15 protein-coding genes are annotated in these 13,356 nt (G+C 71.9%); 10 read left to right on the top strand and 5 right to left on the bottom strand.

Annotated features, from left to right (window positions below):
• Positions 1–6: 6 nt before the first annotated feature.
• Positions 7–657 (bottom strand): lipoprotein insertase outer membrane protein LolB, encoded by a 651-nt coding sequence (gene lolB / locus FXO19_RS15320; RefSeq protein WP_255516458.1) that lies wholly within the window; start codon positions 655–657, stop codon positions 7–9.
• Positions 658–767: 110 nt separating this feature from the next.
• The gene (locus tag FXO19_RS15315; protein ID WP_149195985.1) at positions 768–2,471 is read right to left on the bottom strand and encodes a tetratricopeptide repeat protein; all 1,704 of its coding nucleotides are present in this window, start codon (positions 2,469–2,471) and stop codon (positions 768–770) included.
• A gap of 78 nt (positions 2,472–2,549) precedes the next feature.
• Here FXO19_RS15315 and hemA point away from each other — a divergent pair, with 78 nt between their 5' ends.
• From hemA to ppk2, 7 genes are all read left to right on the top strand, one after another.
• The gene (gene hemA, locus FXO19_RS15310; protein WP_149195984.1) at positions 2,550–3,824 is read left to right on the top strand and encodes a glutamyl-tRNA reductase; all 1,275 of its coding nucleotides are present in this window, start codon (positions 2,550–2,552) and stop codon (positions 3,822–3,824) included.
• Positions 3,802–4,884: a peptide chain release factor 1 gene (prfA, locus tag FXO19_RS15305; protein ID WP_149195983.1), complete on the top strand. Its 1,083-nt coding sequence runs from the start codon at positions 3,802–3,804 to the stop codon at positions 4,882–4,884. The genes hemA and prfA overlap by 23 nt, the downstream gene beginning before the upstream one ends.
• A 618-nt stretch (positions 4,885–5,502) precedes the next feature.
• The gene (locus FXO19_RS15300) at positions 5,503–5,958 is read left to right on the top strand and encodes a GNAT family N-acetyltransferase (RefSeq protein ID WP_149195982.1); all 456 of its coding nucleotides are present in this window, start codon (positions 5,503–5,505) and stop codon (positions 5,956–5,958) included.
• A gap of 3 nt (positions 5,959–5,961) precedes the next feature.
• Positions 5,962–7,692 (top strand): O-linked N-acetylglucosamine transferase, SPINDLY family protein, encoded by a 1,731-nt coding sequence (locus FXO19_RS15295; RefSeq protein WP_149195981.1) that lies wholly within the window; start codon positions 5,962–5,964, stop codon positions 7,690–7,692.
• A gap of 25 nt (positions 7,693–7,717) precedes the next feature.
• The gene (gene moaB / locus FXO19_RS15290; RefSeq protein ID WP_149195980.1) at positions 7,718–8,236 is read left to right on the top strand and encodes a molybdenum cofactor biosynthesis protein B; all 519 of its coding nucleotides are present in this window, start codon (positions 7,718–7,720) and stop codon (positions 8,234–8,236) included.
• Positions 8,237–8,240: 4 nt separating this feature from the next.
• Positions 8,241–8,576 carry a helix-turn-helix domain-containing protein gene (locus FXO19_RS15285; protein WP_149195979.1) on the top strand — a complete coding sequence of 112 codons (336 nt, stop codon included), beginning with the start codon at positions 8,241–8,243 and terminating at the stop codon, positions 8,574–8,576.
• Positions 8,573–9,364, top strand: coding sequence for a polyphosphate kinase 2 (ppk2, locus tag FXO19_RS15280; RefSeq protein WP_149195978.1), 792 nt, complete (start codon positions 8,573–8,575; stop codon positions 9,362–9,364). The genes FXO19_RS15285 and ppk2 overlap by 4 nt, the downstream gene beginning before the upstream one ends.
• A gap of 51 nt (positions 9,365–9,415) precedes the next feature.
• On the opposite strand, the gene FXO19_RS15275 is transcribed toward ppk2, so the two are convergent.
• The 3 genes from FXO19_RS15275 to FXO19_RS15265 are packed head-to-tail and all read right to left on the bottom strand — an operon-like array spanning position 9,416 to position 11,525.
• Positions 9,416–9,688, bottom strand: a complete 273-nt coding sequence (locus tag FXO19_RS15275; RefSeq protein ID WP_149195977.1) for an acylphosphatase — start codon at positions 9,686–9,688, stop codon at positions 9,416–9,418.
• On the bottom strand, positions 9,685–10,254 hold the full coding sequence (locus FXO19_RS15270; protein WP_149195976.1) for a TlpA family protein disulfide reductase: 570 nt from the start codon (positions 10,252–10,254) through the stop codon (positions 9,685–9,687). The genes FXO19_RS15275 and FXO19_RS15270 overlap by 4 nt, the downstream gene beginning before the upstream one ends.
• A complete protein-coding gene (locus FXO19_RS15265) occupies positions 10,251–11,525 on the bottom strand; it encodes a YihY family inner membrane protein (RefSeq protein ID WP_149196029.1) in 1,275 nt (424 codons plus the stop codon). The genes FXO19_RS15270 and FXO19_RS15265 overlap by 4 nt, the downstream gene beginning before the upstream one ends.
• A gap of 114 nt (positions 11,526–11,639) precedes the next feature.
• On the opposite strand from FXO19_RS15265, the gene wrbA reads away from it, so the two are divergent.
• From wrbA to FXO19_RS15250, 3 genes are all read left to right on the top strand, one after another.
• A complete protein-coding gene (gene wrbA / locus FXO19_RS15260; RefSeq protein WP_149195975.1) occupies positions 11,640–12,233 on the top strand; it encodes an NAD(P)H:quinone oxidoreductase in 594 nt (197 codons plus the stop codon).
• The gene (locus FXO19_RS15255; RefSeq protein ID WP_149195974.1) at positions 12,230–12,595 is read left to right on the top strand and encodes a DUF2069 domain-containing protein; all 366 of its coding nucleotides are present in this window, start codon (positions 12,230–12,232) and stop codon (positions 12,593–12,595) included. Before wrbA ends, FXO19_RS15255 begins: the two co-directional genes overlap by 4 nt.
• A gap of 203 nt (positions 12,596–12,798) precedes the next feature.
• A complete protein-coding gene (locus FXO19_RS15250; protein ID WP_149195973.1) occupies positions 12,799–13,287 on the top strand; it encodes an asparaginase domain-containing protein in 489 nt (162 codons plus the stop codon).
• Positions 13,288–13,356 lie beyond the last annotated feature (69 nt).

Here is a 13,356-nt window from a genome sequence, read left to right as displayed (position 1 = left end):
CACGCGTCAGCCGCCTTGCGCCGGCGCGGGATCCAGCGTCCATTGGTCGACGATCAGCCGCACCCGCGCGTCGCCGTGCTGCGCATTGATGCGCAGCGGCAGCCGCGGGGTCGCGGCGTCGGCCACGTCCGGCGGCTGCCAGCCCTGGTAATCGATAGTCCAGCCGCCCTGCTCGATGCGGGCCAGCGTTCCACCGGCATCGAAATGCAGCCGGGCCGGGCCGACCGCCCCGATATCGGCGCGAGTCCCGGCGGCCCAGGCCACCATCGCCCCGACCGGGATCCGCAGGCCGGTCGCCTCGAGCAGCAGCAGCTCGACGTCATGACCCTCGCGCGGGCCGCCGTCGAGGCCCTCGATCCTCGCGCCGGCGGCGTCGCCGGTCAGGCTCCAGCTCTGCCGCGTCACCGGCGCGCTGAGCACGACGCGGTAGCCGTCTCCGGCCTGCGACCACTCGATGCGGCCGTTGCCGCCCTCGCGACCGTTCGACAGCGCCACCCGGCCGCTGAATCCCAGCCGATCCACCGCGCGCACTTGCGCCTCCCGCATCTCGACCCGCGCCGTCGCCGCCGCCAGCGCGGCGCCGGTCAGGGCAGCGGGCGCCGGTGCCCGCTGTGGTTGCGAGACGCAGCCGGCCAGGGTCAGTGCTGCGACCAGCAGGGCGGCACATGCTTTCGCAAGTGGGAAAGCGGGGCGGGAGCCAAAAGCAAATCCCCCCTGCGCACCTGCTTCAACGGGGAAAAGCCCCCGGATCTGGACTCGCATGGGCTTCAAATGTCGGCTCCGGTCTTGCGCAACGCGCGCAGCAGCGAGCGGTTCTCGGGGTCGAGTTCGCGCGCCTTCTCGAAGTACTCGCGCGCCTCGTCGCGGCGGCCCAGCACCCACAGCACTTCGGCAACATGCGCGCCAACCTCCGGATCCCGCATCAAGCGCCAGGCGCGCTGCAGCTCGACCAGCGCCTCCTCATGGCGGCCGAGCCGGTACAGCACCCAGCCATAGCTGTCGATGATGGCGGCGTTGTCGGGCTCGGCGACGCGGGCGCGGTCGATCAGTTCCAGCGCTTCGGCATAGCGCGTGGTGCGGTCGGCCAGGGTATAGCCGAGCGCGTTGAGCGCGGCGACGTTCTCGGGCTCGGCCACCAAGATGCGACGCAGGTCGGCCTCGGCGCGGGCGATGTCGTCGCGGCGTTCCCACATCAGCGCGCGCGCGTACAGCAGCGCGCCCTCGTCGGGGTAGGCGGCCAGTCCGCGCGCGAAGGTGTCGCGCTCGGCCTCGGCATCGCCGTCTTCCTTGTGCAGCTCGGCCTCCAGCAGGTAGGCGTCGCGACGCGTGTCCTCGTTGACCGCGGCGTCGGACTGCAGCGCGCGCAGCGCGGCGAAGGCTTCCTGGCCACGGCCGAGGTCGTGCAGCACCTTGGTCGCGCGCAGCTGCGCGACGCGGCGCTGCTCGCCGCCCGGCACGCTGCGGTACCACTCCAGCGCGTCCTCGTAGCGTTCCAGGTACTCGGCGAGCTGGCCCAGCAGCAGGCGCTGGCCCGGATCGGGGGTACCGGCTTCGCTGCGCAGTTCCGCATAGACCTGCTCGAGCGCCGGCTTGTCCCCGGCCTTGACCAGCAACGAGGCGCGCAAGCCGTAGCTGCGCTCATCCTGCGGCCCACGCGCCATGATCCGCGCCGCGGCGGCGGGATCGCCGAGGTTGTCGTATTCGGCCGCGATCGCCAGCCGCAGCTCGGGCGAAACCAGGGCCTGGTCCTCGATCGCCGCCAGCGTCCGTCTCGCCGCCTCGATATCGCCGGCCTCGCGCTGCTGGCTGACGCGCAGCAGCGCCACCCGCGGCTCGTCCGGGAAGCGCCGCACGACCTCCTGCACGATGCGTTCGGCCAGCGGCAGCTCGCCGAAACGTTGCGCCAGGCCGCCGAAGGCCAGCCAGGCCTGCAACTGGTCCGGGATCGCGCCGGCGTCGATCAGCCGGCCCAGCACCTTGGCCGAGGCGGTCGGATCGCGGGTGCCGCTGCCGAGCGCGGCCAGCGCGTGGCGCCAGCCCTCCGGCTCGGGATCGCGCAGCATGGCCTCGAGCTCGCGCCGCGCCGCACGCTCGCGGCCGCTGCGCAGCAGCCAGGTGGCCTCGGCCGAGCGCATCGCCAGCGAACGCGGCGCCCGCTGCTTCCACAGCTTGATCGCCTCGCCGGCCAGCGCGTCGTCGTTGGCCAGCAGCGCGATGCGCGCCGCGCGCTCGGCCAGGCCGGGGTCGTCCGCCGCCGCCCGCGCCGCGCGCAGATACCAGTCGGCGGCCTCGTCCAGCCGGCCGGACTGCAGCGCATACTCGCCGGCCATGGAGGCGGCGAGCACGTCGTCGAGCCCGTCCTCTGGCTGTCCGCGTGATTGTCCCGCGGCGGGCATGGCGAGGACCGACAAGGCGGCGGCGAGCAGGCCGGCCAGGACGAAACCACGGCTGAAATGGTGGATTGCAGGCATGGGGGGCGGCTGCGCCGTAAAATACGAGATTCGCCAGCAAGCTTATCGCAAGCACCTGAACGGACGACGGCCACCGTCATGAACTTCCACGCCCTCGGCATCAACCACCAGAGCGCCCCGGTCGCCCTGCGCGAGCGGGTGGCGTTCGCCGAGCATGCGCTGCCCGGGGCGCTGGCGGCGCTGCGCGCGCTGCCGCAGGTGCGCGAGGCCGCGCTGCTGTCCACCTGCAACCGCACCGAGCTCTACGCGATCACCGACGACGACGGCCAGGCACTGGCCGACTGGCTGGCCACGCACCCCGGGGGCGATGATCTGCATGCCTATCTCTACCGGCATCGCGACGCGGACGCGGTGCGCCACCTGTTCCGCGTTGCCACCGGGCTCGACTCGCTGGTGCTGGGCGAGCCGCAGATCCTCGGCCAGGTGAAGCAGGCCTGGGCGTCGGCGCGCGCGGCCGGCACCCTCGGCACCCGGCTCGACCGCCTGTTCCAGCACGCCTTCGTCACCGCCAAGCGCGCGCGCAGCGAGACCCGGATCGGCAACAGCCCGGTCTCGGTGGCCTCGGTGGCGGTGCGGCTGGCGCAGGAGTCGTTCGCGCGCCTGGCCGACTCCACGGTGCTGCTGGTCGGCGCCGGCGAGACCATCGAGCTGGTCGCGCGGCATCTGGTGCAGGCCGACGTCAAGCGGTTGCTGGTGGCCAACCGCACCCTGGCCCATGCGCAGGATCTGGCCTCGCGCCATGGCGGCGTGGCGCTGCCGCTGGCCGAGCTCGACCGCCACCTGTCGCAGGCCGACCTGGTGTTCTCCGCCACCGCCAGCCGCGAGCCGGTGCTGCATCGCGCCCAGGTCGAAGCCGCCCTGCAGGCGCGGCGGCACCGGCCGATGCTGCTGCTGGACCTGGCGGTGCCGCGCGACATCGCCCCGGACGTGGCCGAACTGAAGGACGCCTATCTCTATACCGTCGACGACCTGGAGCGCTCGGTCGAGGACAACCGCCGCAACCGCCGCGAGGCCGCGGACGCCGCCGAGGCGATCGTCGAGCTGCAGGTCGCGCGCTACGCCGAGGCGCTGGCCGCGGGCCCGCTGAACGAACCCCTGCGCAAGCTGCGCGCGCACGGCGAGCACGCCCGTGCTCAGACGCTGGCCCGCGCGCGCCAGCAGCTGGCTGCCGGCCAGGATCCCGAAGCGGTGCTCGAGTTCCTCGCCCACACCCTCACCAACCGCCTGCTGCACGCGCCCACCGCCGCGGTGCGCGAAGCCGCCGCCAGCGGCAACCTGGAGCTCGCACGCGCCATCACGCAGGCGCTGCACTCCGACGACGAGGACCGCGATGCTGCCGACCCTGCGCCGTAAGCTGGAGGCGCTGGCCGAACGCCGCGACGAACTCGAACGCCTGCTGGCGGATCCGGAGGTCGCCGGCGACCAGGCGCGCTTCCGCGCCTATTCGCGCGAGTTCGCCCAGCTGGAACCGCTGGCCGCCGGCCTGGCGGAGGAAACCCGCGCCCGCGCCGACCTGGCGGCCGCCGAAGCGATGCGCGCCGACCCTGAGCTGCGCGAACTGGCCGAGGAGGAGATCGCCGCCGCCACCGCCCGCCTGGAGGAACTCGACCAGGTGCTGATGGCGATGCTGGTGCCGCAGGACGCCCGCGACGAGGGCGGCCTGTACCTGGAGATCCGCGCCGGCACCGGCGGCGACGAGGCCGCGATCTTCGCCGGCGACCTGCTGCGCATGTACACGCGCTACGCCGAGCGCCAGGGCTGGCGGATCGAGGTGGAATCGGCCAGCCCCGGCGAGCACGGCGGCTTCCGCGAAGTCGTCGCCCGCGTCGACGGCCGCGGCGCCTACGCGCGGCTGAAGTTCGAATCCGGCACCCACCGCGTGCAGCGGGTGCCGGAGACCGAATCGCAGGGCCGCATCCATACCTCGGCGGCGACGGTGGCGATCATTCCGGTCGCGGAGGAGGCGGAGCCGATCGAGATCAACCCGGCCGACCTCAGGATCGATACCTTTCGCTCCTCCGGCGCAGGCGGCCAGCACGTCAACAAGACCGACTCGGCGATCCGCATCACCCACGCGCCCAGCGGCATCGTGGTCGAATCGCAGACCGAGCGCTCGCAGCACGCCAACCGCGACAAGGCGATGAAGCGGCTGAAGGCGATGCTGGTCGAGGCGGAGGCCGAGAAGCGCGCCGCCGCCACCGCGCAGACGCGCAAGCTGCAGGTCGGCAGCGGCGACCGCAGCCAGCGCATCCGCACCTACAACTATCCGCAGGGACGGATCACCGACCACCGCGTCGACGGCCTGACCCTGTACGACCTGCCCAACATCCTCGAAGGCGGGCTCGATCCGCTGATCGAGCGCCTGAGCCGCGAGCACCAGGTCGAGGAGCTGGCGCGGTTGACAGATACCTGAGTCCGGGCGCGCTTCGGGCGAAGTCAAGCATGTCTTCGGCTAGCACGCGGGAGGCGTGAGCGGCGGCGCGGCGGGCGCTCCGCCCTTCCGTCGGGCCATCCATGGCCCGAGTCAGGGCCGCTGACCATCCATGGTCAGCTCTCCGCGCCCACCACGCCACCACTCACGCTCCGGGCGACACGGGCCTCGGTCGCACCCAGCCGACAGAATTCGGGACAGTGACTTGCCGGGGCGGCGTCCGGGTCGGGGACTGCGGACAGCAGGCCATGGGTGAGCACGGGCCGCTTGCGCGGCACTGCCGCGCGGCCTGTGCGAACGCCCGGCGCGCTGCGCCGGGCCGGACCGGGCCGCGAAGCGGCACGGGCCTGCGGCGGCGAGTCCGGCCATGGATGGCCGGACCGAGCCGGGGAGCCAGTCCCCGACCCGGACGTCGCTCTCTCCGAAACCCAAGCTCTAGGCATATCGTTGCAACGCAGGTTATTCGGCGCGGCTATTCATTCACGCCGCCCGTGGCGACGGTGATGCCAAACCGCAACGGACGGGACTGCCCCGCGCGGCGGATGACAAGCGACGTCCCACGGGCGAGGATGCAGGCCCGACTTCAGACGAGCCAAGCGCATGTCCGTTTCCGTTCGCCGTGCCGAGCTGGCCGACCTCGAAACCGTGGTTCCGCTGTTCGATGGCTATCGCATGTTCTATGCGCAACCGTCGGATCCCGGCCTGGCACGCGAATTCCTGCGCCAGCGCTTGCAGCGCGGAGAGTCCGTGGTGCTGCTGGCCGAACAGGCCGGGCGTGGCGCCGGCTTCACCCAGCTCTACCCGATGTTCTCCTCGGTGCGCGTGGGGCGCACCTGGATCCTCAACGACCTGTTCGTGGCGCCCGAGGCGCGCGGCGCCGGCGTGGCCCGTGCCCTGCTGGCGGCCGCGGCCGATTTCGCCTGCAACGACGGCGCGCTGCGCCTGGAGCTGGAGACCACGGCCGACAACCAGGCCGCGCAGGCGCTGTACCACGCCACCGGCTGGCAGCCCTACGACGAAACCCTGCGCTTCCACCTGCCCGTGGGGAACGGCTGAACGATGCCGGCGGCACCCGACGACCCGCGTGTCCAGGCCCGGCACGCCGTGCAGCGTGAGCCCGGCAATGCGATGGCCTGGATCGTGTTGTCCGACGTGGAACTCGATGCCGGCGACGCCGGCAACGGCGCCGCCGCCGCACAGCGCGCGTTGCAGCTGGCACCCGGCCATCCGGAAGCACTGGCGCGGCTGGGCCGCGCGCAATGGATGCTGGGCCGCCATGCCGAAGCCGCCGACAGCCTGCGCGCCGCCGCGCGGCAGGCGCCGCAGCATCCGGGCATCGCGGTCTGGCTCGGCCACGCGCTGGAAGACGCCGGCGATGCCGAGGGCGCCAACGACGCCTATGCGCACGCGCATGCGCTGGCACCGGAACACCCGCTGATCGCCGCCCACCTGCTGGCCTGGCGCCGGCGCCTGTGCGACTGGCGTGACCTCGACCGCCTCTCCGGGCAGGTGCGCGCCGCGGTGCGCGCGGGGCACGGCGTGGTCGAGCCGTTCGCCTTCCTCAGCGAAGATGCCACGCCCGCCGAGCAGCTGCAGTGCGCGCGGCTGCGGGCGCGGGCGCTGGCTGCGCGGATTCGCCCATTGCCGCCGGCACCACCGCGCGCGGCGACTGCGCCGCTGCGCGCGGGATTCCTGTCCAACGGCTTCGGCGCGCATCCGACCGGGCTGCTGACCGCCGCCTTCTTCGAGGCGTTGGCGGCACAAGGCACGCTCGAAACGCACCTGTTCGCACTCAACCGCGACGACGGCAGCGTGATCCGGCAGCGCCTGCAGCGCGCGGCGCGGCGGCTGCACGATGTCTCCGGACTGTCGCACGCATCGATCGCGCAGCGCATCCGCGAGGCCGGCATCGATGTCCTGTTCGACCTGCGCGGCTGGGGCGGCGGCGGCGCGCCGGAGGTGCTGGCGATGCGGCCGGCGCCGGTGCAGGTGAACTGGCTGGCCTACCCCGGCACCTCGGGCGCGCCATGGATCGACCACGTGTTGGCCGACGGCTTCGTGCTGCCCGAGGCATTGGCGCCGCACTTCAGCGAGCGGGTCGTGCACCTGCCACGCTGTTTCCAGCCCTCGGACACCCGCCGCGAAGTGCCGCCGGCGCCGGCGCGCGCCGACTGCGGCCTGCCCGAACGCACGGCCGACGGCGGCGGCGTGGTGTTCTGCTGCTTCAACAACAGCTACAAGCTCAACCCGCGCAGCATGGCGCGGGCGCTGGCGGTGCTGCGCGAGGTGCCCGGCAGCGTGCTGTGGCTGTTGTCCGGCCCCGGCCGCGCCGACGCACGCCTGCGTGCGTTCGCCGAGACCCGGGGCGTGGATCCGCGGCGGCTGGTGTTCATGCCCAAGCAGCCGCACGCCGCGTACCTGGCGCGGCTGCAGCTGGCCGACCTGTTCCTGGACACCGAACCGTACAACGCCCACACCACCGCCTCGGATGCGCTGTGGGTCGGCTGCCCGGTGCTGACCCGCCCCGGCGACACCTTCGCCGCGCGCGTGGCCGGCAGCCTCAACCACCACCTCGGCATGGACGCGATGAACGTGGACGGCGACGAGGCCTTCGTCGCCCGCGCGGTCGCGCTCGGCCGCGACCCGCAGGCCCTGGCCGGGCTGCGTGCCGAACTCGCCCGGCGCCGCGCGCACAGCGGCCTGTTCGACATGGACGGCTTCGCCGCAGATTTCACCGATGCGGTGCGGGCGATGGCGGAGCCGGAGCGCGGCGGCGATGCGAGCCCGTGAGGTCACGATGGGTTAGGCTCGCGCCATGAGCGCCGCTGACGATTTCATTCCTCTCTCCCTGTGCGTGTTGACGGTCTCCGACAGCCGCACGCCCGACACCGACAGCTCCGGCGACTATCTCGTCGAAGCGTTGCAGGCCGCCGGCCACCGGCTCGCACACCGCGCGCTGCTGCCGGACGACCGCTACCGCCTGCGCGCCGCGGTGTCGCAATGGATCGCCGACGACGACATCGATGGCGTGCTGGTCACCGGCGGCACCGGCTTCACCGGCCGCGATTCCACGCCCGAGGCCCTGCTGCCGCTGCTGGACAAGGAAATGCCGGGCTTCGGCGAGCTGTTCCGCGCGATCAGCTTCGAGGAGATCGGCACCTCGTCGCTGCAGTCGCGGGCCTTCGCCGGACTGGCCAACGGCACCTTCGTGTTCTGCCTGCCGGGCTCCAACTCGGCCTGCCGCACGGCGTGGGAACGGATCGTCCGCGACCAGCTCGATGCCCGCACCCGCCCCTGCAACCTCGCTACGCTGCGTCCGCGCCTGAAGGAGTAAGCGCATGCCGATCGACCAGACCCTGCGCCTGCTGGCGCGCGCCCGCGGCCTGACCGTGGCCGAGATCGCCGCCGCGATCCCGCGGGCCGGCGCCGCCACCGTGTCGGCCTGGATGCGCGGCGACAAGCTGCCCGGGCGCGATCAGCTCGATGCCCTGGCGCGCACCTTCGGCGTGCCGGCCGGCGCGTTGCTGTCCGAACTCGCCAGCACCCTGGATCCCGCCCGCACCAAGGGCGAGCACGGCCTGCTGGCCGCCTACCGGGCGCTCAGCCCGCGACAGCAGGGTGCGCTGCTGGAAGTCGCACGCGGCATGGCCGGCACCCGCAAGGCGGCGCGATGAAGAAGCTCAAGCGCAAGCGCTACGAAAAGCTGCTCAAGCCGATGCAGCTGGAACTGGTGGCGCTGGCGCGCTGGCTGCGGCACACCGACAAACGGCTGGTGGTGCTGCTGGAGGGCCGCGACACCGCCGGCAAGGGCGGCACCATCAACGCGATCTCGGCGCACCTCAATCCGCGCCAGTGCCGGGTGGTCGCCCTGCCCAAGCCCGGCGATCGCGAACGCACGCAGTGGTACTTCCAGCGCTACCTGCAGCACCTGCCGGCCGCCGGCGAGCTCGTCCTGTTCGACCGCAGCTGGTACAACCGCGCCGGCGTCGAGAAGGTGATGGGCTTCGCCAGCGACGCCGAGGTCGAGGACTTCCTGCAGCAGGCGCCGGTGTTCGAGAAGATGCTGATCGACGACGGCATCCTGCTGTTCAAGTACTGGCTGTGCTGCGACCAGGAGCGACAAGAGGAGCGCTTCGCCGAGCGCGCGCAGGATCCGCTCAAGGCATGGAAGCTCTCGCCGATCGACATCGAGGCGCGCAAGCGATACGACGACTACACCCGCGCCCGCGAGGCGATGCTCGAGGCGACGCACACGGCCGCCGCGCCATGGACGCTGGTGAACTTCAACGACCAGAAGCGCGGCCGGCTGACCTTGATCCGCGACCTCCTCGACCGCCTGCCGGACGTGCACGTCGAGCGCAGCACGCCGGATTTCCCGCCATTGGCTGCGAAGCCGAAAAAGGAGCGGTTCGGCGTGCTGGAACCGATCGCCGACTATGCCGGGGATACGGACGAGGGGTAGTGCCGTCCGTCGCGGATCAGGCGCCGGCCACCCGCGGCCGGCGGCGCACGCTCAACCGCACGAAAACCCCTCGCCGGGCCCGACAGCCGGCACCGGCTCGCGCTGCACCGCGTCCACCCGCGCCTGCGGCGGCCCGCGCTGCAGCCAGCGCTCCAGCGCATCGATCGCCGCGGCTTCGCCGGCGGCCAGCACCTCCACGCGCCCGTCGGGCAGGTTCTTCGCGTGCCCCCGCAAGCCCAGCCGCTGCGCCTGCTCGCGGGTCGAGGCGCGGAAGAACACGCCCTGTACCTTGCCGCTGATCAGGAAACGGACCGCCGCGCTCATGCCTGCGGCACCTCCGGACCTCCCGCGGCGGCGATGGCGGTCTCGATCTCTTGCGCGGTCACCGGGCCCAGGAACTTCTTGGCGATCCGGCCGTCGGGATCGATCAGGTACGTCATCGGCAGGCCGCGCGGGGTGTCGAAGTCGGCCGGCGGCGCGTACACGTCGACGATCGCGATCGGATACAGCACCGGATGCTTCTCCAGGAACGCGCGCATCTCGTCGGGCTCGATCTCCTGGTAGGCCAGGCCGACCACTTCGATGTGCTCGCGCATCGCGTCGAGCGCGGACAGCTCTGGCATTTCCTTCAGGCAGGGCGCACACCAGGTGGCCCAGAAGTTGACCACCACCCACTTGCCGCGGCGATCGGCGAGATCGTAGGACGCGCCGTCGATGGTGGAGACCCGCAGCGCAGGCACGCCGGACGGCGCATCCGCCGTATCCGGCGGCGCATCCGCGGGCTCGGCCGCCGGTGAGACGGCATCGGGATCGGCCTCCGGCGGCGCGCGCTGGCACCCGACCGACAGCGACAACGCGCACAGCAACGGCAACAGCCAGTGGATCTTCATGGAGCCTCCTTCGCGGGTTCGTAGAGTTCGCCGACGCGGCGCTTGAGCAGGTTGCGCAGGGGCACGCGCAGATCGTCGATCGCCGCCTGCGCGGCGATGCCGAGCGCATCGTCACGGCAGGGCAGGTGCGCCTCGGCGATGGGGATGCGCAGGTGGCAGGCCTCGTACAGCTCGCCCAGGGTCAGACGGCCCAGGTCGCGCGCCAGCACCCACTCGCCCGACTCGGCGCGCACCAGCAGGTCGATTTCGGCCAGCTGCGCGATCAGCTGCTGCACCAGGGCATCGGTGAGACAGGGCTCTAGCTGGAGGATCTGGTCGCTGTGCAGCCCGCGGCCGCCGCGGCGTGCCTCGGCGAAACGTCCGAGCAGGCGCAGCAGGCCGAACATCTCGTGGCCGATCGGCAGCCGCATCGCGGCCGGCTGGTAGCGGAACGCGGAGATCGACGAGGCGAACGATGCGCCCAGCAGCACCGAGATCCAGGCGAAATAGATCCACAGCAGCAGCACCGGGATGAAGGCGACCTGGCCGTAGATTTTCTGGTAGGCGTCGAAGCTGCCCAGGTACAGCGCGATCAGGTGCTTGGCGATCTCCAGCAGCACCGCCGCCAGCAGCGCGCCGGCGAAGGCGTGCCGCCACTTCACCGTGCGGTGCGGCACCACGCGGTAGATCGCCGCGAATGCCACCAGCTCGATCGCCATCGGCGCCATTCCGAGCATCACGCCCTGCAGCCATTGCCCCGACACGGTGCTGAAGACGTCGAGCGCGAAGAAGCGGGTGGAGACCGCCAGGCTGGCACTGGCCACCAGCGCACCGAGCGTCAGCACCGTCCAGTACACCAGGAACCGCGAGATCTGCGGACGCGTGGTGCCGACGCGCCAGATGCGGTTGAACGCGTTCTCGATGCCGAGCAGCGTGATCAGCACCGAGATCACCAGCGCGATCACGCCGATGGCGGTGAGCTGGCCGGTGTTCTGCGAGAACTGCAGCAGATAGCCCTGCACCGCGCGCGCCGAGCTGGGCACGAAGTTGGAAAAGATGTAGTCGCTCAGCTGCTGGCTCCAGGCGTCGAACACCGGAAACGCCGACAGCACCCCGAACACCACCATCGACAGCGGCACCAGCGCGAACACCGTGGTGAACGCCAGCGCACCGGCCACCTCGAACAGGCGGTCGTCGAGGAAGCGCCGCCCGAGGAAACGCACGAAGGACCGTGCACGGGCGCGATCGATGGCGCGGTCGGTCCAGCGGTTCAGGGTATCGAGCGGCTCCACGCGCCGAGAGTACCCGAAGACGCGCGGCGCGGACGTCTCGGCGTGCGCGTGGAGCCGGGCCGCCCGGCCCTGTGCATCGGGCATGCTCTATCCTTGCGCCTTTGCGGAGGAGCCATGCCCGAAATCCTGGTGCTCTACTACAGTCGCGGCGGCTCGGTGGCGAAACTCGCGCGCCACGTCGCGCGCGGCATCGGCGAGGTCGACGGCATGGCCGCGCGGGTCCGCACGGTGCCGCCGGTGGCGGCGGTGACCGTGGCCGCCAGCCCGCCGGTACCGGAGGACGGTGCGCCCTACGTCGAGCGCGGCGACCTGGCCGAATGCACCGGCCTGGTGTTCGGCAGCCCGACCCGTTTCGGCAACATGGCGGCGCCGCTCAAGCACTTCATCGACGGCCTCGGCGCGGAATGGGCCAGCGGCACCCTGGTCGGCAAGCCGGCGGCGGTGTTCACCTCCACCGCCACCCAGCACGGCGGCCAGGAGTCGACGCTGCTGTCGATGATGCTGCCGCTGCTGCACCACGGCTGCGTGCTGGTGGGTATTCCCTACACCGAGCCGGCGTTGAGCAGCACCCGCGGCGGCGGCACGCCCTATGGCGCCAGCCATGTCTCCGGCAGCGCCGACGATCCCCAGCCCAGCGACGACGAGGCCGCGCTGGCGCGCGCGCTCGGCCGGCGCGTCGCGCAGCTGGCGGCGAAGCTGGCGCCGTGAACCGGCCACGGCGCTCGCGCGTCCTGCTGGGTGCGGCATTGCTCGCGCTGGCGGCGCTGTTCGCGTTCCGTTTCCACGACAGCGAGCAGCTGACCGCGGCGCTGATCGTGTTCGTGCTGCCGCCGCTGCTGCTGTTGGCAGGCGTGCTGCGCGGCAGCGCCAGGGCGGCGTTCTGGGCCGGCGTGTGCGGGCTGCTATGGTTCTCGCACGGCGTGATGGAGGCCTGGAGCGAGCCGGCGCTGCGCCTGGCGGCCTGGGCGGAGATCCTGCTGGCACTGGTGGTGATCGCCGCTTCCAGCTGGCCCGGGCTGTCGGCCCGCTTCGGCCGGCGCCGCCCTTCCGATCGGCCGCCCCCTCCGTAGGAGCGCGCCATGCGCGCGATGCCGCGGGTGCCGGCAGCATTCGGTGGATGCCGCGATTCCGGACCGGCAGGCATGCCGGTCACCGGAATCCGCGGGCGGCGAAGCATCCGCGGCATCGCGCGCATGGCGCGCTCCTACGCGCGGCACGCGGTGCGCCGAAGCCATAGAATGCGCGCTGGCCCGGCTGCCCCGACAACGACCCAATGGAAGAACTGCTGATCGTCACCACCGGCGGCACCATCGACAAGGTGTATTTCGACGACAAGTCGGACTACCAGGTCGGCGAGCCGCAGATCGGGCGCATTCTCGAAGAACTGGGCGTGGCGTTCCGCTTCCGGGTGATCCCGATCCTGCGCAAGGATTCGCTGCATCTCACCGACGAGGACCGCGAGCTGATCCGCGCCACCATCGCCGCGCAGCCGGCACGGCACGTGCTGATCACCCATGGCACCGATTCGATGGTGCAGACAGCACAGGCGCTGGCGTCCATCACCGACAAGACCATCGTGCTGACCGGCGCGCTGAATCCGGCTCGCTTCCGCGGCTCGGATGCCGAGTTCAACATCGGCACTGCGGTCGGTGCGGTGCAGTCGTTGCCGCCGGGGGCCTACATCGCCATGAACGGTCGCATCTGGGACCCGGGCAAGGTGCGCAAGAACGTGGACGCGAACCGTTTCGAGGCGGCCGGCTGACGGTCCGGCTGGGCCGGGTCGAAGCACCTTTGCCGCAGATCTACGCGGAGGAACACGGATAGAGCATCA

This window comes from Luteimonas suaedae (assembly GCF_008312895.1).
Lineage (GTDB): Bacteria > Pseudomonadota > Gammaproteobacteria > Xanthomonadales > Xanthomonadaceae > Luteimonas > Luteimonas suaedae.
This window is presented reverse-complemented; position numbering and strand designations above follow the sequence as displayed.